This is a genomic window from Marinobacterium nitratireducens, from assembly GCF_014645375.1.
In the GTDB taxonomy this organism is placed as follows: domain Bacteria; phylum Pseudomonadota; class Gammaproteobacteria; order Pseudomonadales; family Balneatricaceae; genus Marinobacterium_A; species Marinobacterium_A nitratireducens.
Window position 1 is genome coordinate 21,931 of sequence record NZ_BMLT01000005.1, and the last position, 19,270, is coordinate 41,200.

A 19,270-nucleotide genomic window follows, 5' to 3' on the forward strand; every position below is an offset into this window, starting at 1 on the left:
CACTCCGTGGGCGAACCGTTCCGGCACCGCGGGTGATCGCTCGCGGAGCGAGCTCCTACAAAAGCCGGGCCCCACACGACCTGTAGGAGCCCACTCCGTGGGCGAACCGGTCCGGCACCGCGGGTGATCGCCCGCGGAGCGAGCTCCTACAAAAGCGGGCCGCCGCACAATCTGTAGGAGCCCACTCCGTGGGCGAACCGTTCCGGCACCGCGGGTGATCGCCCGCGGAGCGAGCTCCTACAAAAGCCGGGCCCCGCACGACCTGTAGGAGCCCACTCCGTGGGCGATCCGTTCCGGCACCGCGGGTGATCGCTCGCGGAGCGAGCTCCTACAAAAGCCGGATCCCACACGACCTGTAGGAGCCCACTCGGTGGGCGAACCCGTCCGGCACCGCGGATGATCGCTCGCGGAGCGAGCTCCTACAAAAGCGGGCCGCCGCACAGTCTGTAGGAGCCCACTCCGTGGGCGAACCGGTCCGGCACCGCGGGTGATCGCTCGCGGAGCGAGCTCCTACAAAAGCCGAGTTCCGCACGCCCCGTAGGAGCTGCGCCCCGCGGCGAACCGATCTTGATTGATAGCGGATTCGCAAAACCTGCCAAGATGCGCCAGCGATCGCCTTCAGCCAAGCTGCGCGAGCAGCGCCCTGGCCGATGCCAGCACGGAGGATTCGTCGCTGGCGCCGGCACGGCCGCACAGCTGCGTCAGGAGCTGTCTGGCCTCGTGCCGCTCGCCCAGCTGCAGTTGATGGTGTGCCAGCGACAACATCGCCTGCCGTTCCAGGAGGTGGGCGCCCTGCCCCTTGGCGACCTCGATCGCCTTGCGGTAACAGGCCTTCGGCGTATAGGCATAGGGCGCCCGGGCGCCTGGCGGAAGCGCCTGCAGGGCGCTGCCCCGCAGGCGGTGGAGCTCCGCCTCGTAAAAGTGCTCCTGCATCTTTTGCACGAGCAGCAGCGCCTCTTCCAGCACCGTCAGCGCCTCCCCGAACCGGCCGGCGCGCATGAGGGCATCGGCAAGCAGTCCCAGAAAATAGGTGACGAACATCTCCGAACCGGTCGCCCGGTAGGCCGTCACCCCCTCGCGGATCATGGCGATACCCTGGTCGGTACTTCCCTCCTGCGCCAGTTCCCAGCCGAGCAGGATACGGCCGTTGGCCAGGCAGGAGCGAAACCCCTGCTCCATCGACAATTCGATCGCCGCTTCTGCCGGGGCGCGCACCCGGTCTTCGTGCTGCAACAGCTGTTCTGTCTGGGCGGCCATCAGCAGGGCGAACGCGAGGCTGAGCGGATGTGCCAGCTGCTGCGCCAGGGACAGGGATTTCCGGCTGAGTTCATCTGCGGGCTCTGCGCACAGCGCCTGCGTCAGCGCGAGGTAGGACAGGCACAGCACGCCCGGATCCAGCCCGTAAATAAAGGCATGGGCCCGGTGCTGAGAGGGTTCGTACAGCGCGAAGCCCTGCTCCAGCTGCTCCCGGGCGGGCTCCAGCTCGCCCAGCGGCTGCAACACCGCGCCCAGGGCACCCCTGGCTTCGAGCAGGAAGTCGGTATCGCCGGCCTCCAGCGCCAGATCGAGCAGCTGTTCCGCGATTCTCCGGCCGGCCTCGAGTTCGCCACATACCACGTAGTAGGCATCCAGCCCGATCAGTGCGGTAAAGTGCTCCTGCACTGTCCCCACCTGGCTGCATAGCTCCAGCGCGCACCGGTAGGTGGTTTCCACTTCGCGGGCGGCGTACCCCCGCAGCGCCATCCAGGCAGGGCCCAGCGTCAGCAACACAGCCAGGTCCCGCCGTGCCCGTTCCGGCGTTTCGGGCAACCGCCCCAGCAGCTCGAGGGCCTGCTGCAGATGACCCACCGCCTCGGCGTTGGCCGAGCGATGCAGCGCCTGCTCGCCGGCGCGACGCAGGTACTCCACCGCCTTGAGTACGTTGCCGCTGCAGCCATAGTGGTGGGCCAGTTCATTGCAGCGGTCTTCCAACTGGTCCGGAAACAACGTCTCGATCGCCCGGGCGGTTCGTTCGTGCAGTTCACTGCGCCGCCCCATCGGCAGCGAAGCGTACGCAACCTCCTGGGTCAGGGCGTGCTTGAAGGTATATTCCACCTCGGGGAAAGCGGGGCGCTCGTAGAGGAACTCGCCGGCCTGCAGGCGGGACAACAGGAGCCGAAGCCCGGCCTCGGTCATGTCCACCACCTGGAGCATCAGACTCCAGGGAAACGCCTTGCCGATGACCGCCAGCGTCTGCAGCAACACCTTCTCGTCCGCATTCAGCCGGTCGATGCGGGCGGTCAGGACGCCCTGCACCGTGGTCGGAATCTGCAGCAACTCGGGCGCCTGCTCGAGCCGGTAACGTCCGGGCTCGCCGATGAGTACCTGCTCTTCGACCAGAGCCTGCACCACCTCTTCGAGAAAGAAGGGGTTGCCCTCGGTCTGGGACATCACCAGGGGCTTCAGGGATGCCAGCGACGCATCCTCGCCCAGCAGCGAATCCAGCAGCTCCTGCGCCTCGTCCTGTCCCAGCGGGTCGAGCCGCAACTGGGTGAAAAAGCGCCGCTCGCCCCACTGCGGCCGATATTCGGGCCGATAGTTCACCAACAGCAGCAACCGGGCACTGGCGAGATTGGCGATCAGGTGCTCGAGAAACAACCCGGTTTCGCTGTCCAGCCACTGCAGGTCTTCGAACACGACCACCAGCGGCTGATTCAGGCTCTCGCGCAGCAGCAGCCGGCAGATCGCCTCGAAGGTCCGCTGTCGCCGCAGCATGGCATCCATCTGAGCCAGCGGCGTCTCGGGCTCGGAAACCCCCAGCAGGAAAAACAGAAAGGGCAGACAGTCTTCCAGATCGCGGTCCAGCGTCAGTACCTTGCCGGTTACCTTCTCACGCCGCACGCGCTCGTCATCCTGCGGTCCGATCTGCAGGTAATCCTTCAGCAGCTCGATCAGCGGCAGGAATGCGAACGCCTTGCCATGGGAAACCGAAAAGGTTTCCAGCACCAGGCAGTCCGACCGGGCGATGGCCTGGAATTCGTAGAACAGTCGCGACTTGCCGACGCCCGGCTCCCCGACCACCCCCAACACCTGCCCGTGCGAGCGGCGTGATCTGGCCAGTGCCCGGGAAAGCGCCTCGAGCTCCGGCTGACGTCCGACAAAGGGCGCGAGGCCGCGCTGGGCCGAGACCTGCAGCCGGGTTCGCAGCGGACCGACGCCGGTCACCTCGTAGACCTCCAGCGGCTGGGCGACGCCCTTGACCGGTATGGCACCCAGTGTCTTGAATTCGAAGTAGCCTTCGGCCAGTCGGTAGGTCGCCTCGCTGACGACGATGGAGCCCGGAGTCGCAATCCCTTCCATTCGCGAGGCCAGGTGGATGCTCTGCCCGATCGGCTCGTAGTCGGCCCGCAGGTCGCAGGTCTCGATCGAGCGCACCAGCACCTCACCGGTATGAATACCGACACGGATCTGCAGCGGTATCTCTTTCTCGAGACGCACGCGATCGGCATAGAGGCGCATCGCCTCCTGCATCCGAAGCGCCGCATAGAGCGCCCGTTGCGGGTGGTCTTCATGGGCGATAGGGGCACCGAACAGCGCCAGGATGCCGTCGCCGAGGGACTTGGCGACATAGCCCTCGTAGTGGTGCACCGCCTCCATCATCAGCGTCAGTACAGGATCGATCAGGCTGCGGACTTCTTCAGGATCCAGATTCTGGACCAGCGCGGTGGAGCCCGCCATATCGGCGAAAAGCGCGGTCACGATCTTGCGCTCGCCCGCGCTGCGTCCGCGGGTGCCGATCACCGATTGAGAGGCCAGGATGCGTTCGGTCAGGTGACGGGGGGGGTAGTGAATCGGTTCCAGGACTGCGCCGGATTCGCCGGCGTCAGCCTCCGGCGCCTGCGCTGCGCCGCACTCGTCGCAGAACTTGGCCGCAGGACGCAGATTGTGACCACAACGGGAACAGGTCTGCGCCAGGGCGCCACCGCAATGTTTGCAGAATCGGACACCCCGGGGATTTTCGAACCCGCAGCCAGCACAACGCATCGGGAACCTCGAGCTATTTACCGCCAACCTGCCCGCAGTGCGCGACCGGGTCTTTACGCGGCTTCCAACAAAGCTTAGCCGTTCAGGTACCGGTCGGACCACTTGAGCGTCGCATCACCGGCTCAGTTGCGAGCAGGAACACCATCCCCGCCAGACTCATCAAAACTGCATCGCGCGGTGCGATGCCAGGCTCGGGCGTGCCTCCGACAGGAGAAGCGGACTCATGAAACTAACAGGTAAGCTGCTGATACCGGGCTGTAGGCTGCCGTCCCCGGGCTTGGATCTCGCGGCCGTAACCGCCGACAGTATCCATCACAACGGCACTATCCTGACCATCACCGACGCCACGCCCACGGCGCAAGCCGCAGGCGGTGCAAAAAGTGGGCTGGATTGCCGGGTTCGGCCTATCGGCTCAGGCTCTGCGCCGCCTGCTGCAGGCTCTGCTGCAAGTCCATCATCGCCTGCTGGCTGACATGGATGAATCCGACCGCCGAGGGCCGGTCCAGGTCAACGACCACGGTCAGCAACGCCGAGAATGCCAGCACCGCCGGTATCACCTGCATCAGACGGCGGGTTCTGACCAGCCCGGTCTGCGACCCCATCGTCACCATCGACAAGGCGATGATCGCGGCCAGCGTGACCCAGATACTGCCGGGAATCCGGTTTCGGATCGCCGCATTGACCCTTTTTTCCTGCAGATCGATCATTTCGTTCAGCGACTGCAACAACAGCGAATTCAGGACCACCGGCTCCTCTTTGGCTACCGAAACCGCCAGGGTCCAGATGCTTTGCTGCAACCCGGCCGATCGCCGGATAGCGTCGTCAATATTGTCGTTCTGGCTGACCTCGACACGGATATCCACATACTGGCGCAGCAAGTCCTTCAACTCGGACTTCTGAGGTTCCGCAAGCAGGTCGGCTCGCAGATAGGTCGTCCCTATTGCGTTGACTTCTTCGATAACGAATTGCTTGCGACTGTCGAATCTCGAGGCCGCCATGTTGAAGGTCAGCGCGAGAATGAAGGCCAGCATCGTCAGAACGCCCGCGACCATCGGACCCGGGCTGGTATCGGAATGCTTTTCCGAGTGCGCTCGCGCGTAATTGCCGATCTGGTAACCCAGTTCAAAGGTGAAGACCGTAAACAGCACGATACCCGCAAACACCAGCGCTATGGGTATCGAATCCCAAAAACCCACGTCCATAATTGTTCATCCAAGGCCGGAAAGTCATAACCGGTATGCTGTCGCAAACACCAGCATCGCTCGGCGCCGCCTCGCTTGAGGATCAGGCGAATTACTGAGGTTCCATGACCGGTTGCCTCTCGCGAAAACGGGGTATTCAGGATGGGGGGCCGGCGCTGACGCCGGTCGACGTTCAGATATTGGCGCATCTTCGCGTATCCCGCCAGTCAAACTGAGGCACCAGGTCGCGAAGCGCCCGGCGGGTGATGGCAGACGCCCGGAAAGCGCATTTTGATGAGCTGCATTGGCTTTTTGAGTCCACTGCGACGACGTGAAACGGTTACAATTTCCGGGACCTATCCTGGCGAGGAAGTGCTAAAGCATGGTGTACCGGAGAACCGAGAAAGTCGAAGCGCGACAGGCCCAGCTGCGGCAAACGCTGCTGAACTCGGCCCTGCAACTGGTCGCCGAGGGCGGCTTCGGCGCCCTGACGATCGTCGAACTGGCGCAGCGCGCCGGGATTGCCACCGGTACGGTGTACAAGTATTTCGACTCCAAGGCGCAGCTCTGCGCCGAGGTCTTCACCCTGGGAACCGAGAAGGAGCTTGCGCGGGTACGGGAAAAGGCGCTGGCCGAAGGGCCCGCCTCGCAGCGCCTGCTGAACGCGGTCGAATCTTTTGCGGTGCGCGCCATTCGCGGCCGGCGCCTGGCCTATGCACTGATCGCCGAGCCGGTGGATCCACAGGTCGACACCCAGCGCTTGAAATACCGCCAGGCCTACGCGCAAATTTTTCAGCAACTGGTCGAGGACGGAATCCGCCGCGGCGAATTCCCGCCACAGGAGGCCGCGGTGAGCGCGGCAGCGCTGGTCGGGGTCATCGCCGAAGCGCTGGTCGGTCCCCTGACCTGGCCGCTAGACGGCTCCGACGCGGTGATCGACCAGCCCCGCCTGATCGAGGCTATCCAGACGTTCTGCCTGCGCGCCGTCGCCGGCAGCAATGCCCCGGCAGGGGCTCCCCGGCCAGGGCAGCGAATGCCCTGAGCTGCGACCGCCCTTTTGGCCGGTGGCAGCTCAGACGTTGTTCAGCATCTCCAGTGCTTCGACATGGAGCCTGGGGTTGGCCGCGGCGATGATATTCCCGCCGGACAGCGCCGGCTTGCCGTCCCAGTCTGTGACGACGCCGCCGGCGGCTTCGATCAGCGGAATCAGCGGGATGATGTCGTAGGGCTGCAGGCCGCCTTCGATGACCAGGTCGATCTGCCCCTGCGCCAGCAGACAGTAGGAGTAGCAGTCACCGCCGAACCGGTACAGCCGGCTGGCCTCGGCCACGCGGTAAAAGGCGGCGAGATCCGCCTCGGTCTCGAAATGTTTCGGGTGCGTGCAGTAGAGAATGGCGTCGGACAGCTGCGCGCCGGCGCGGGCCTTCAGCGCGACGTGTTCGCCACGGTGATGCAGCATGGCGCCGGCGGCACTGCCGATGAAGGTCTCGCCGATATAGGGCTGATGCATCAGCCCGCCGACGCAGCGGGCTCCGTCCATCAAGCCGACCAGAGTGCCCCAGGCGGGCACACCGCTGATGAAGGCGCGGGTGCCGTCGATCGGGTCTATGACCCAGGCCACCCCGCTGCTGCCGGCGGACGTGCCCTCCTCCTCACCGATGATGCTGTCGTCGGGATAGGCGCCGCCCAACTGATGCCGGATGCGCGCCTCGACTTCCCGGTCGGCACGGGTCACGGGGTCGAACTCCGCCCCGGCGAGTTTGTTTTCCACTTCGATCGGCTGACGGAAATAGCGCAGCGCAATCTCCCCCGCGTCCTCGACGACCGTTCGGGCGAAGGCCAGACGTTCTTCGATCTCCTCATGCGACAACATCGGGCGGTCCTCCTGTTTCACTGGGTCTGGTTTCTGAGCTTGGCGATCACCTGGCTCACCTGTGGGTTCGCACCGTGCTCCGACTGCCAGCGCTCGAGGTAGCGCAGCGCCTGCGCCACCTCTCCCTGCTGTTCCAGCGCCAGCGCGTAGGTGTAGGCATAGCGCGCATCCGAGGGTGCAAGCTCGGCCGCCTTCTGCAACGACGCCACCGCGGCATCGGTCTGCTTCTGGCGAATATGGTAGAGCCCCAGCGCATAGTGCCCGTTTGCCGATCCCGGCGCCACTTCCACGGCCTGCTGCAGCAGCGGCAGCGCCTTGTCGTCGCGGCCGGTCTGGCGGTAAAAGTCGGCAAAGTTCAGCAGCACGCCCTGGTGCTTCGGCGCCAGTTTCAGCGCCTGCCGGTAGGCCGTTTCGGCCGCGCCGAACTGCCCCAGGTCGGCATAGAAACGGCCCAGCTGGCTCTGCTGCTCGGGCATGTCGGCGTTGAAATCCCCGGCGGCGACGTACTCGCGAAACAGCGCCCGCAGCTGCTGCGCCTGTTCGGCGGGAACCTGGTCCGGCGGCACGCCGGCCAGCATGCGCGCCATCTCGATCCGTACCGACGCCACCTCTTCGTCGAGCCGCGGCGCCAGCAACTGGTAGCGCACATGCAGCGGCAGACTCTGCAGGGAGGCGACCGCGCCCAGGCGCACCAGCGGCTTGGGATCCCTGAGCAGTTGATGAACCTCCGCAACGCTCTGAGGGTTGTGCCAGGGGCCGAAGCGCTGAATGGCGCTGCCGCGCACGATGGCCGGCAGACTGCCATCCATCGCCAGTTTCAGCAGTTGCGGCGCGACGTCGGCCTGGCCCTGGTCGGCGGCATGGAAGGCATCGGCGAAGGGATGACGGCCCAGGCTTTTGCCGCTGCCTTCGAGCCACTGCTCGATGGCGCTTTGCGCCCAGGCCGGCGAGCGGTCCTCGTGGCAGCGGGTGCAGGCATCGGGCGCGCCAACGTCGGCCTCCTGCTGCGGGCGCGGGATACGCAGGCTGTGATCGCGACGCGCGTCCACACCCATATAGGTGGTCGTCGGCATGTGACAGTTGGCGCACTGGGCACCGGCGCTATCCGCCGGATGGTGATGATGGGATTCGCTGTCGAATACCTCGGCGCTGTGGCACTGGGTACAGACGCCGTTGCCCTCGGCTTTCAGCTTGAGGCTGTGGGGATTGTGGCAGTTGCTGCAGGTCACGCCCTCGCCGTGCATCTTGCTCTGCAGGAAGGAGCCCCAGACGTATACCTCGTCGCGTACCTGGCCATCGGCATAATAGAGCGGCGACTCCAGCAACTGCAGCCGGTGGGTATCGTAGAAATCCTTGCGCGGATCGGCGAAACCAAGCTCGGCGCGGCGCGAGTGACAGCTGGCGCAGACGCGCTTCTGGGTATCCGCCAGGGCCCCGCTGCGCTTGAGCGTCGGCCGCTTTTCGACACCGGCCACCGCGTCTATCGCCGCCCAGATGCCCGGATCCGCCAGCGACATGGCAAAGCCCGAGTGCGCGCCGCTATCGCCGCCGTTGCGCGCCCATTCGAGATGGCGCTGCGCCGGGCCGTGACAGGCCTCGCAGCCTACGCTGATCTCAGACCAGGTCGTGTCGTAACTGTTGTCGGCAGGCTTGTAGCCGCGCTCGAGCTCGGTGGAGTGGCAACTGGCGCAGCGGCTGTTCCAGTTGAAATAGCTGCCGGTCCAGTGCAGCGGGTCTTCGCTGTCGACCGGGTCCAGCGGCGGTTCGCCGTGGGCCAGGCTCTGGTGCTCGGGATAGAGGTGATACCAGCGCTGACCGCCCTCCTCCTTCGACCGGGTATCCCAGATGATGCTCAACACCTGCTTGCGACCGTCGGGGAAGTCGATCATGTACTGCTGCAACGGGTAGACGCCGAAGGTATAGCCGATTTCGAACTCTTCGAGTTCGCCGTCGGCGTTTTCTGTGGTCACGAAAAAACGCCCGTCGCGCTTGTAGAAACGCGAGGTGATGCCGTTATAGGTGAATTCGGTGTCGTTGAAGTCGGCGAGCACCGTTTCGTCGCTGGCCACCGCCATGGCCTGCTGATGATGACTGCCGAGCCAGTCATTGTACTCGCTGCTGTGGCAGTCGATGCAGGCCTCGCTGCCGACGTAGGCCGCATTCGCGCTCAGGGACTGCAGGCACAGCAGCACGGCGGTCAGCAATAGGCCGGGCAGGCCGGTATGGGGGGCGCGTCTGTCCATGTATCCTCGATCGTCCGATGCCTTCGGGTGAGCCGGCCCATGGCCAGCCGAAACCCCGATTATACGCACTGCCGATGCCGATTTCCGGGTCTTTTCATCATATTGCTCTAAGCTTTCGTGACGGCCGAAAGCCGAGCAAATAGAAGATTCGATCGCTCACTGAAGTGCCCCTGGCGCTGTCTTCGGTGGCTAGCCGTCAACGGAGCAAGCATGAAGACAATCAAACCGACGCTGATCGCCAGCGCCATTATCGCCGCCCAGCAAAGCATAGCTGCAGTTCCCGTGGACACCGAAGCCTTTCGGGCGGCCATTACGCTCGAAGGCATACGCATACACCAGCTGGCATTTCAGGAGATTGCCGACGCCAACGGCGGCAACCGGGCAGCCGCAACCGCCGGTTACGATGCGTCGCTCGAGTATGTCAGTGAACTGGTCGAAACGGCCGGCTACGAGGTGACGGTGCAGCCGTTCGATTTCCCCTATTTCGAGGAGCTGCAAGCGGCCGAGCTCGAACAGCTTTCACCGGCGCCGATGGTATACGGCTACTTCAGCAACGACGGCTTTGCCACCATGGACTATTCCGGTAGCGGCGACGTCACGGCAACCGCGCAAGCCGTCGATCTTCAGCTGCCGCCGGGGGCGACAGCCAACAGCTCCACCAGCGGCTGCGAGCCCGAAGACTTCGACAGCTTTACGCCCGGCAATATCGCCGTTATCCAGCGTGGCAGCTGCTCCTTTGTGCTGAAAGCCGGAAACGCCGAAGCGGCCGGAGCGGCCGGCGTGATCATCTTAAATGAAGGCCAGGAGGGGCGCACCGATGCCTTTCTCGGCACCCTGTCGAGCCCCGAGGTCAGCATCCCGGTGGTGGGTGCAGCCTTTGACGTGGGCGTGGAACTGGGCGCCGGAGATGTCACCGTGCGACTGCTCGTCGATGCCATCTCCGAAACCCGCGCGACCTCCAACCTGATAGCCGAGACCCCGGCGGGACGCGATGACCGGGTCGTCGTCATCGGCGCTCATCTCGACTCGGTTGCCGAGGGCCCCGGCATCAATGACAACGGCAGCGGCTCCGCCGCGATCCTGGAGATGGCGCTACAACTGGCCGCATCGGGCGTCGAGCCCCGTAACAAGGTCCGGTTCGCTTGGTGGGGCGCCGAGGAAGCGGGGCTTGTCGGCGCGCAGTTCTACGTCGACAACCTCAGCAAACGGGATATCAAGAACATTGCCCTGAACCTGAACTTCGACATGATCGGCTCGCCGAACTACGTCCGCTTCGTCTACGACGGCGACGGCTCGGCCACCGGCATCGCCGGCCCCAACGGTTCGGCCAATATCGAGAAGGTGTTCGAGGACTACTTCGCCAGTGCGGGAATGCCGGTCGAACCCACCGCTTTTGACGGCCGCTCCGATTACGGCCCCTTCATCGCGCTCGGCATTCCGGCCGGTGGGCTCTTTACCGGTGCCGAGGGCATCAAGTCCGAAGAGGAAGCCCTGGTGTATGGCGGCACCGCCGGCGATCAGTACGATCCCTGCTACCACCTTGCCTGCGACACCTATGACAACAACAGCGACGCGGGTCTGAGCGAAATGTCAGGGGCCGCGGCCCATGCCCTTTACACCTTTGCCATGACCACCTCGGCGGTAAATGGCACCGACAAAGCCTCGGACAAGGCGAAGAAGGCGGCGGAAGAAATGGAGTACCAGGGCAACAAACTGCGCCGTTGACCTGAGCGGCTACTACGAGACCCCGAACCCTGGAAGCCGCAGGAGAGGCGCCTCGCCGCGCACAACCCCGGCGCAACGCCAACCGCTTCGCCGCGGGGAAGTGCCCGTATGTTTGGGTACGCGGCTACGACGGATTGCCGATTTCCGGGTCCTTTTCGCCGGCACGACGGCGGATCTCGCAGCATGGGTTCGCCCGGGGACCGGGCTCCTACCAACGGTGCGACCACCACGGATCGTAGGAGCTCGCTCCGCGAGCGAACAGAGGTTCGGCAGGCGACCGGCCGGTCCGGTACGCTATAGCCATCCGCATTCGCCCGGGGACCGGGCTCCTACCAGCGGCGCGACCACCACGGATCGTAGGAGCTCGCTCCGCGAGCGAACAGAGGTTCGGCAGGCGACCGGCCGGTCCGGTACGCTATAGCCATCCGCATTCGCCCGGGGACCGGGCTCCTACCAACGGTGCGGCCACCACGGATCGTAGGAGCTCGCTCCGCGAGCGAACAGAGGTTCGGCAGGTGCCCGGCCGGTCCGGTACGCTATAGCCATCCGCATTCGCCCGGGGACCGGGCTCCTACCAGCGGCGCGACCACCACGGATCGTAGGAGCTCGCTCCGCGAGCGAACAGAGGTTGGGCAGGTGCCCGGGTCAATCGATCAGCTTGAGCCCGGTCGGCAGCTTTTCGCCGAACAGCAGCTGGTTCTCGTCGTCGCTGAGTTCCCGCGCTTCCGATACCAGCTCGACCCAGAGCGGCGGCAGCCGGGCATCCTCCAGCTTGGCGATAACCTTGTTGCGGTCGGCGGCCTCGAGGTCGAGGCTGCGGTCGCCACTCATGCGCGCCAGCATCACCGCGGCGAACGCGATCTGCTGGTTCTTCTTCCAGTCCTGCGCCAGCAGCTTCTGCAGCCACCGGGTCGCCACTTCCACCGGCACCACGTTGTGGGCGCTGCGATGGAACAGCACCCGGGCGCCGATACGGCCAACCGCCCACCAGGAGGTCTGGGTCTCGCTTTTTTTCTCCAGCCGCTTGAGCAGCCAGTCACCGACCTTGACCTTGGTCTCCACCGGCAGACGTTCGAGGCCCGCCACCAGCTGCACCATATCGTCGTAGGCCTTATCCTGCAGATCCGCCATCAGCTTGCGGTTGCGCAGCGCTACCGGGTCGAGGTATTTGCCGACCGCCTTGAACAGCTCCTGCTGCTGGCCGGCATCGAGACCGCCCGCGGCGCGGCGCCAGAACACCCACCAGTTGCTCCAGGCGGGGTTGCCCTTGTCGAACTGCAGCCCCTGGCGGTACAGCGGCCAGATCTGTTGCAGACGCCAGTCATCGAGGGGATAGCCAAAGCCCGGCCGCAGGCAGTAACCGGCCAGGTTGAACCAGACGCGCTCGTGGTGCTCTGATCGGCGACGCTTGTGCCTGCCTTCGAGGAACTCGTCGAACAGCGCGCGCAGCAGCGGGGTTTCCCAGCTCTCGCGTTTGCCGAGTATCTTCTCGAGGTCGTTGCGCAACCGCTTGACCGCCTTGGGATCGAACTCCTTTTTGCTCTGGCCGAAGACATCGTCGATCAGCGCCTGCGCCTCGTCGAAGCGCGGCGGCAATGCCGCGGTGCGGGACTGACCCTGACGATGTCGGGCCAGATCGCGGCGTACCTGGAATTCGACCGCCCAGCGTTTGGCGCTGTCCGCGAGACTGACGCACTCGATCTTCAGGGTGCCGACTTCGGTCAGGGTGGTGACCAGCTCGACCTCGACTTCGGCCGAATCGCCATCGTCGCCTTCGAGCGCGGCAAACAGCGGCGGCAGATCGACGAAGTTCTCGGGGTCGATCGCGACCAGCTCGCCCGGCGCGTAGCGGGTATCGGCACTGGTCGAGAGCAGGTGGAAACCCACCGGCTGCCCGAGGCGCAGCGCGAAGCGCCGATCCGACAGACGCACCTCGTCGCCCTCTTCGCTGCCGCGCGGCAACAGGCAGACCCCCTGCCGGCCCTCTTCGCCACCAGCGTCGATCTGCAGGAAGAAGCTGCGCGCCGAGCCGCCGCCGATTTTCAGCGCCGCGCCGCGGCGCGCCAGGCCGTAAGCCACGGCGCCGTAGGCCACCGCCAGGTCAGGGTGGCGATTCTCCAGCGCCCTGACCGGTGCGCCGCGCCACTGGCCCAGAATATCGAGCAGGCGGGCACTGACCGTGGCGCTGTTGAAGACGCCACCGTTGAACAGCACCGCGTCGGGTACCGCAGGCTCTGTCGCGTCCTCATCGAGCTGCAGCGCTTCGCGGCAGGCATTGCGGTGGCGCCCGAGAAACTCCGCCAGGTGCTTGCTGATGGCCGGATCCGCCGCGTACGGCAAACCGAACTCGACCACCGCACCGCGGCGCCGCTGCGGGCGCGTGTCGAGGCTGACCTCGGGAAAGAAGCCATCGAGCGCCAGCGCCTTGACCTCGTCACGGGACAGCTCGCAGCTCCTGGCGCCGCCAATCAGCGAACGCCCGGCCCCGAGCAGCGTAACCCTGGCCGTCTCCGGCGCGTCTTCGGCCAGCAGCTGTTCCTTGGCCTTGCGTGTCTGCTGAATCAGCTGCGCCAGGCTCGCGGCCCGCAGTTTGCCGTCGCCGGACAGTAAACGCTGTTCGGCGCGATGCGCCAGCGCCAGGTCGATATTGTCGCCGCCGAGCATCAGGTGATCACCGACACCGACACGGCTCAGCGACAGGCCGTTCTCATCCGTTGCCACCCGGATCAGGCTGAGGTCAGTGGTGCCGCCACCGACATCACAGACCAGCAGCAGGCGCACGTCCGCCAGCTGCTCGGCGGCACTGTCGCGGTTGCGGGCATACCAGTCATAGCAGGCGGCCTGGGGCTCTTCGACCAGCAGGATGTCCGGCAGGCCCGCCATCGCGGCGGCTTCGACCGTCAGCGAGCGCGCCGCCTCATCGAACGAGGCCGGTACCGTGACGATCACCTGCTGGGCTTCGAGCGGTGCTTCGGGGTGCTCCAGGTTCCAGGCCGAGCGCACATGGCTGAGGTAGCTGGCGCTGGCCAGCACCGGCGACACCCTGGCGACATCCTCGGCCGCGGCCCAGGGCAGGATCGCCGCGGTCTGATCGACCTGGGTGTGCGACAGCCAGCTCTTGGCACTGGCGACCTGGCGCCCTTCGGAACGGGAACCGAGCTCCCGTGCCCACTCGCCCACCACCCGCTGCTCCAGCTCGTCGGGCAGATCCGGATTCGGCCAGGGCAGCTGCAGGTCCTCGGGGACCAGCTCGCCTTCGGTGGGATGGTAGCGGAACGACGGCAGCAACGGTTTTTTCGCCACCTCGCCGGGGGCGATCAGCTGCTCGATCTCGAACAGCTGCGGCTGCCCCGGCGCCCCGTCGCCGATATCGGCGTAGGCGACCGCGGTATGGGTGGTACCGAGGTCGATACCGACGATGTAGCGGGCTCTGGGCATCGCTTATTGTTCCCTTACATCCAGTTCGACCTGCCAGCGCTGCGCGCCGTCGCGGGGAATGGCTTCCAGACGCAGCGTGCCGACCTCGGTGACCCGGGACGCCAGTCGTACCGGCACCACTTCGCCCGGGGTACGCCCCTCGACGGGCAGCGTCGCCTGAATCTCCGGCAGTTCCTCGATCTCATCCGGCTCCCAGAAATCGAGCAGGGTGCCGGCCTCGTCTTCGCGGCGGATAGTCGAACCGAAGAAGCGGAAACGCACGGGCTCGCCGACCACCAGGCCGAATTCGCGCCCCGGCACTTGCGTCTCGGAGCCCTCTTCCATACCGAACGGCGCCACGCACAGCGCCTCCACCGGCGGCTCCATGCCCGGGATCGCCGGCATGGCGCTCTCGATACCGACGTAGTAAGCGCTGGCGATGCCGCCGCGAATACGCACGCCCTGCCCCTGACGCACCGCGCCGTAGTAAGCCGAACCCCGCGCCACCGCCAGGTCCAGATCGAGTCCGGACAGCAGTGTCGCCTCGGGCGCGCCGGCGGCGTCGAGCCAGCCGTTGATGATGCCCAGGGTCCGCTCGGACAGCGCCGGTGCCTTGAGCACGCCGCCGTTGAACAGCACCCGGGTCGGCTTGATGAAATCGCCGCCGGACTCGCCCAGCAGCTCGTCCGCGGCGCCGTGCTGGCGGCTCAGGAAGGCGGCCAGGTGACGGGAAATCGCCGCATCCTGGGCGTAGGGTAGGCCCATCTGGGTCAGGGCACCGCGCGCCTGCACCGCCGGATGCTCGTCGATGCCGACCTGCGGGAAGAAGCCCTCGACCAGCGCCTCGCGCACTTCGTCGCGGGTCAGCTCGGTACGCAGGGTGCCACCGAGCAGCTTGGAGCCGCGGCTCGGCACCACGATCGGCACCGATTCGACCTCTGGGTCGGCCAGCAGCTTTTCCTTGGCGTCGCGGCAGGCGTGGACGATACCCATGACCTGCCAGGGCTGCAAATTGGTGCCCTGCTGCGCCAGCTTGGCCTTGAGCCGGTATGCCAGCGCCAGATCCATGTTGTCGCCGCCAAGCAGGATATGGTCGCCGACCGCGACGCGGTTCAGTTGCAGGTTGCCGTCGTCCTCGGTCACCGCCACCAGCGAGAAGTCGGAGGTGCCGCCGCCGATATCGACCACCAGAATGATGTCGCCGACGCCGACTTCGTCGCGCCAGGCGTCCTGGCTCGCCTCGATCCAGCTGTAGACCGCCGCCTGGGGCTCCTCCAGCAGCGTCAGGTGGCGGAATCCGATGTCGCGGGCCACATCGGCGGTCAGCTCGCGCGCGGCCGGGTCGAACGAGGCCGGCACCGTGATGGTGACGTCCTGGTCCAGCAGCGGCGCGTCCGGGTGCCAGTAGTCCCAGGCGCGGCGCAGGTGCTCGAGGTACTGGCCGGTGGCATCGAGCGGCGACAGTTTCGGCACTTCTTCCGGGCTGTTGAGCGGCAGGAACGCCGAGTGGCGGTCGACGCCGCCGTGGCAAAGCCAGCTCTTGGCGCTGGCCACCAGACGGATCGGCGTCTTGCTGCCAAGCTCGCGCGCCAGGGTCCCGACCACCGCCGGCGCCTGTTCCCAGGGCAGGCCCAGATCGCCGTCCGAGAGTTCGGACTCGTGGGGCTGGTACACGAAGGACGGCAGCTGCCACTTTTCCTCGACGCTGCCGGGGGCGGTCAGCTGCGGCACCGGCATGACTTCGAGCACCGCGTCGTCGCCGGCCTCGAGATCGACGTAGGACAGCACGCAGTGGGTGGTGCCCAGGTCGATACCGACGGCGTAACGTGCGGAGTTCTGTTCGTCGCTCACAGCTCCACCTCCGCCGGCGCGATCACGCGGGTGTTATGACCTTCTGCCAGCTTCGGCAGCTTCACCTCGGTCACCTTCCAGCCCCGGTGCACCAGGGTACCGGTGAACGGCGCCTTGCCGACCACATTGCCGGTCAGGCGCACTTCATGGGCGTCGAAGCCTTCCTGCAGGGTGACGCGGCTTTCCTCGTCCTCGCTGCGCACCGGCTCGAAGCGGAAATACTCGTCCAGCGCCTTGCGGCTGCCTTCGTGGACCACGCGCGCCGCGGCGCCGATGTCGGCGTCGGAGAAACCGGCCAGGTCTTCGCGCACGAAATCGACGAAGCGCGCCTCCTGCTGTAACAGCGACAGCAGCTGCAGCGCCGCATCCGGGGTCGCCTCCTTCAGCTTCGGCACCGGCTTGGGTTCCGGTTTAGGCTCCGGCTTGGGCTCAGGCACAGGTTCGGGCTTCACCTGCGGCGCAGGCGCCTGCTGCGCGGAAGATCCCTTGGACAGATACATCACCAGAAACAGCATGGCCAGTACCGCCAGCCCCAGATGTCCTGCATCGAGGGTGGTCGGCAGCGCCGTAAAATCGAAATTCATGCGTTTACTCCTGACTATTAACGAGGGCAACGAGGACCTGGCCCCAAAAAAGCGCCCATTGTACCCAAATCGTGATGCGAATGCCGGGGCAAGCCAGCCGTGATTACAGCAGCGCGTGGCTGTAATTGAGGATCAGACGGTTCTCATCCGAATTGTAGGTTTCGGTGGAGCGGACCGAGGAATTGCGCCAGCGCAGTGACAGCCCCTCGACGGCGGGGAACTGGTACTGCAGCTCGACGTTACGCTCCCACTCCTTGCCGTCGTGGCCGCCGCCGCTGCGAATGCCGTCACCGCTGGTGTAGCGGGTCATGAAGGTCAGACCCGGCATCGATGCGAAGGCGTAGTCGAAGCGTGCCTGCCAGGAGTCCTCATCGGCGCGGTCGAAGTCCAGACGCTGAACCGAGTTCCAGGTGACCAGGCCGTTGTCGTCGTGGTTGAAGCCGTCCCAGGACTCCTCGTACTCGTCGCCGTCGACAGTCTGGTAGGACAGAGTGACCTTCGCCGCCCCCATGCGCAGCTGCGCGGCGATATTGGTCAGGTTGCTGTCATAATCCCGGCCGACTGAATCCAGCGCGCCGTTGCCGTCGGCATCACCGATATAGTGATGCAGGTCGAGCAGCAGTTCGCGGCCCTGCCCCAGCGCCAGCGGATAACTGGCGTTGAAGTAGGTCTGGCGCAGCACGTTGTCCGCTTCGCCGTACGCCGCGGCCAGGCTCAGGCCGTTGCCGAAGCGGTAGCCGCCACCGATCACGCCGACTTCGTAGTCGTTGCCCCGGTTGTCGGTGTAGGACTCGAAGTCGTCCTCGGTCTTGGCACTGGCCTTGTCGGACCAGATGCCATAGAGCTCGAGCGCATCCCAGCTGCCGGCCAGCATCGCCGCCTGGGTCGCGCTCGGCGTGGAACGGGAGTCGGAATCGTTGAACAGCGGAGTGTCCAGCACCATGCGCCCGCCGCGCAGCTCTGCCGCCTGTCCGAGCCTGAGCTTGGCGTACGCCTGGCCGAATTTGGTGTAGCCGCCCTGGGAGCCGTCGCCCTCGTCCTGCAGGATGCCGGTACCGCCCTCGCCGCGGTCACCGGCGAGCTTGCCCACGGTGAACAGCGAGGCGTCGAAGCCGAGCAGGCCGCCGGCGTAGCCTGAGACGTAGTCCAGACGCAGCGCCTGGGACAGGGCCTCGGAGTCGTTGAGTCCCTGATCCTTGTCGCGGTTGAAGTAGAAGGTACGGAATTTTGCCGTCAGCCGGTGGGCATCGTCGGCCACCGCCGCGGGACTCTGGACTGCTGCAATGGCCAGGGCAACGCCCGCCAGGGCCGAGACTCGGTTATCCATAGAGTTTCAATCTCCGTTTGCTGTTCTCGATACGGCACCGCTGGTGCCGAACCAATAGGTTAAGGCGCCTGCCTTGTGAGCCGGGTTCGTCGGGTTCGCCGGCGACAAGGGTAACGATTTGGGATTGCGGAAAAAAGACGCGCTCAGCGTCCGGACAACCGTGCCAGCCCTTCCTGCGCGCTGCTTGCCACCAGCACCCCGTCGCGACTGTAGAAGCTGCCGCGCCCGAAATAGCGGCCATGGGCCGAGCGCGGGCTTTCCATGTGGTAATAGAGCCACTCGTCGACCCGGAAGTCGGCGTGGAACCAGAGCGCATGATCAAGGCTCGCCAGCTGAATGCCGGGGGTCAGCATGTTCAGCCCGTGCGGGCGCAGGCCGGTCAGCATCAGCTCCTTGTCCGATATATAGGTCAGCAGCATGCGATGCAGGGCCGGCTCATCCGGCAGCCGCCCGATAAAGCGGAACCAGAAGCCGTTCACCGGCTCCTGCTGTCCGGGATCGAAGGGGTCGGCCTGGTCCTCGGCGCGAATGTCCACCGCTTCCAGCGGAAACTCGAACAGCAGCGGATGACTGCGATTGACCTGCAGCAGCTGCTCGATGCGCTCGATATTGCGCTCCAGCGTTTCCGGCATGCGGATACCGGCCGGCATTTCGACCTGATGCTCGGGCCCTTCCTCCGCGCGATGAAAGGAAATCGCGCAGTTGAAGATCGCCTTGCCATCCTGCTTGGCCACCACCCGCCGCGTGGCGAAGCTGCCACCGTCCCGGATCGGGTCGACATCGAAGATCACCGGCCGTTCGGCGTTGCCCGGGCGCAGGAAATAGGCGTGCATCGAGTGGGCATGGCGATCCTCGGCCACCGTGCGTTCGGCCGCGTTCAGCGCCTGCGCCAGCACCTGTCCGCCAAAGATCTTCGGAAACGGCAGCGGCAGCGAGTCGCCCCGGAACAGGAAACGGTCAAGCTGCTCGACCTGGAGGTTGTCCAGCAGCTCATCGATATCAAACATGGGGTATCTCCGAAACTCGAACACCGGAGGGATCCGGCG

Annotated in this window: 11 protein-coding genes; 2 read left to right on the top strand and 9 right to left on the bottom strand. The window is 65.6% G+C overall.

Annotation, left to right across the window (positions count from 1 at the left end; genetic code table 11):
* Positions 1 to 618: 618 nt before the first annotated feature.
* Both IEX85_RS10555 and IEX85_RS10560 read right to left on the bottom strand, forming a co-directional pair.
* Entirely contained in the window at positions 619 to 4,023 is a 3,405-nt protein-coding gene (locus tag IEX85_RS10555) for an adenylate/guanylate cyclase domain-containing protein (RefSeq protein WP_188860561.1), read from the bottom strand.
* A gap of 404 nt (positions 4,024 to 4,427) precedes the next feature.
* On the bottom strand, positions 4,428 to 5,225 hold the full coding sequence (locus IEX85_RS10560; protein ID WP_188860562.1) for a bestrophin-like domain: 798 nt from the start codon (positions 5,223 to 5,225) through the stop codon (positions 4,428 to 4,430).
* A 361-nt stretch (positions 5,226 to 5,586) separates the two neighbouring features.
* On the opposite strand from IEX85_RS10560, the gene IEX85_RS10565 reads away from it, so the two are divergent.
* A complete protein-coding gene (locus IEX85_RS10565; RefSeq protein ID WP_188860563.1) occupies positions 5,587 to 6,246 on the top strand; it encodes a TetR/AcrR family transcriptional regulator in 660 nt (219 codons plus the stop codon).
* Between the two features lie 30 nt (positions 6,247 to 6,276).
* On the opposite strand, the gene hisN is transcribed toward IEX85_RS10565, so the two are convergent.
* Positions 6,277 to 7,077, bottom strand: a complete 801-nt coding sequence (hisN, locus tag IEX85_RS10570; RefSeq protein ID WP_188860564.1) for a histidinol-phosphatase — start codon at positions 7,075 to 7,077, stop codon at positions 6,277 to 6,279.
* A 17-nt stretch (positions 7,078 to 7,094) separates the two neighbouring features.
* Entirely contained in the window at positions 7,095 to 9,320 is a 2,226-nt protein-coding gene (locus IEX85_RS10575) for a tetratricopeptide repeat protein (protein ID WP_188860565.1), read from the bottom strand.
* Positions 9,321 to 9,530: 210 nt separating this feature from the next.
* Here IEX85_RS10575 and IEX85_RS10580 point away from each other — a divergent pair, with 210 nt between their 5' ends.
* On the top strand, positions 9,531 to 11,045 hold the full coding sequence (locus IEX85_RS10580) for a M20/M25/M40 family metallo-hydrolase (RefSeq protein ID WP_188860566.1): 1,515 nt from the start codon (positions 9,531 to 9,533) through the stop codon (positions 11,043 to 11,045).
* A gap of 645 nt (positions 11,046 to 11,690) precedes the next feature.
* Here IEX85_RS10580 and IEX85_RS10585 read toward each other — a convergent pair.
* The 5 genes from IEX85_RS10585 to IEX85_RS10605 all read right to left on the bottom strand — a co-directional run bounded on the left by IEX85_RS10585 (position 11,691) and on the right by IEX85_RS10605 (position 19,231).
* Positions 11,691 to 14,483, bottom strand: coding sequence for an Hsp70 family protein (locus tag IEX85_RS10585; protein ID WP_188860567.1), 2,793 nt, complete (start codon positions 14,481 to 14,483; stop codon positions 11,691 to 11,693).
* A gap of 3 nt (positions 14,484 to 14,486) precedes the next feature.
* Positions 14,487 to 16,313, bottom strand: coding sequence for an Hsp70 family protein (locus IEX85_RS10590; protein ID WP_188860568.1), 1,827 nt, complete (start codon positions 16,311 to 16,313; stop codon positions 14,487 to 14,489).
* Positions 16,310 to 16,897: a DUF2760 domain-containing protein gene (locus IEX85_RS10595; protein ID WP_188860569.1), complete on the bottom strand. Its 588-nt coding sequence runs from the start codon at positions 16,895 to 16,897 to the stop codon at positions 16,310 to 16,312. Before IEX85_RS10595 ends, IEX85_RS10590 begins: the two co-directional genes overlap by 4 nt.
* A gap of 103 nt (positions 16,898 to 17,000) precedes the next feature.
* Positions 17,001 to 18,224 (bottom strand): OprD family outer membrane porin, encoded by a 1,224-nt coding sequence (locus tag IEX85_RS10600; RefSeq protein ID WP_188860570.1) that lies wholly within the window; start codon positions 18,222 to 18,224, stop codon positions 17,001 to 17,003.
* A gap of 143 nt (positions 18,225 to 18,367) precedes the next feature.
* Positions 18,368 to 19,231, bottom strand: coding sequence for an acyl-CoA thioesterase (locus IEX85_RS10605; protein WP_188860571.1), 864 nt, complete (start codon positions 19,229 to 19,231; stop codon positions 18,368 to 18,370).
* Between the last annotated feature and the right edge of the window lie 39 nt (positions 19,232 to 19,270).

Excerpts from the sequence above, each read along its gene's own strand:
- IEX85_RS10555 (WP_188860561.1), bottom strand. The coding sequence starts at position 4,023 with ATGCGTTGTGCTGGCTGCGGGTTCGAAAATCCCCGGGGTGTCCGATTC.
- IEX85_RS10560 (WP_188860562.1), bottom strand. The coding sequence starts at position 5,225 with ATGGACGTGGGTTTTTGGGATTCGATACCCATAGCGCTGGTGTTTGCG.
- IEX85_RS10565 (WP_188860563.1), top strand. The coding sequence starts at position 5,587 with ATGGTGTACCGGAGAACCGAGAAAGTCGAAGCGCGACAGGCCCAGCTG.
- hisN (WP_188860564.1), bottom strand. The coding sequence starts at position 7,077 with ATGTTGTCGCATGAGGAGATCGAAGAACGTCTGGCCTTCGCCCGAACG.
- IEX85_RS10575 (WP_188860565.1), bottom strand. The coding sequence starts at position 9,320 with ATGGACAGACGCGCCCCCCATACCGGCCTGCCCGGCCTATTGCTGACC.
- IEX85_RS10580 (WP_188860566.1), top strand. The coding sequence starts at position 9,531 with ATGAAGACAATCAAACCGACGCTGATCGCCAGCGCCATTATCGCCGCC.
- IEX85_RS10585 (WP_188860567.1), bottom strand. The coding sequence starts at position 14,483 with ATGCCCAGAGCCCGCTACATCGTCGGTATCGACCTCGGTACCACCCAT.
- IEX85_RS10595 (WP_188860569.1), bottom strand. The coding sequence starts at position 16,897 with ATGAATTTCGATTTTACGGCGCTGCCGACCACCCTCGATGCAGGACAT.
- IEX85_RS10600 (WP_188860570.1), bottom strand. The coding sequence starts at position 18,224 with ATGGATAACCGAGTCTCGGCCCTGGCGGGCGTTGCCCTGGCCATTGCA.
- IEX85_RS10605 (WP_188860571.1), bottom strand. The coding sequence starts at position 19,231 with ATGTTTGATATCGATGAGCTGCTGGACAACCTCCAGGTCGAGCAGCTT.